The 615-nt window shown below is 42.8% G+C and carries 1 protein-coding gene; it reads left to right on the top strand.

The annotated features are described in order from the left end of the window. On the top strand, nucleotides 1-475 hold a 475-nt coding region (locus tag ACNOHI_RS25130), incomplete at its 5' end, for a RagB/SusD family nutrient uptake outer membrane protein (RefSeq protein ID WP_420477455.1). Nucleotides 476-615: the final 140 nt, after the last annotated feature.

Here is a 615-nt window from a genome sequence, read left to right as displayed (position 1 = left end):
TACCAATTCTACTTCGTACTCCAATCAAAGCCACAATTTTCCTTATTTCCGGTTTGCTGAGGTGCTCTTGAATTATGCTGAAGCCTTAAATGAGGTAGGACGAACTGAAGATGCGGTGGCTCCTCTTAAACTGATCCGTGCCCGCGCTGGTATTACTGCCGGAACAAACGGAAGATATGGAATACCCGCCGGTATTTCACAGGCCGGTCTGCGGGATCTGATCAGAAACGAAAGGCGGATAGAATTATCTTTTGAAGAACACCGGTTCTGGGACGTTAGAAGATGGAAAATTGCAGGCACCGTTTTAAATACCACTCTTAAGGGCTTAAAAATTGTCAATTCTGCAGGTTCACTAACTGCTGAAGAGCAGACGGTAAGTACTCTTACTTTTCAGAATAAATATTATCATATGCCTGTTCCTTACAGCGAGATGATCAGGAATCCGAGGCTCATTCAGAACGAGGGCTACAACTAAGCAAGTTTCTTCGGGAAAACTTAAAGACGAAAAAAATAAAAAAAGGAATATATATACTTATTGTGTTTTTTCTGGCTTGCCTGAATCTTCTGGGCCAGGCAAGACGGATAACGGGTTTAGTTAAAGACAAATCCGGTCCG

Origin of the sequence: Noviherbaspirillum sp. ST9 (assembly GCF_048799745.1) — a bacterium.
Classification (GTDB): domain Bacteria; phylum Pseudomonadota; class Gammaproteobacteria; order Burkholderiales; family Burkholderiaceae_D; genus Noviherbaspirillum.
The sequence above is the reverse complement of the archived record's forward strand: the minus strand, read 5'-3'. Positions and strand labels throughout refer to the sequence as shown.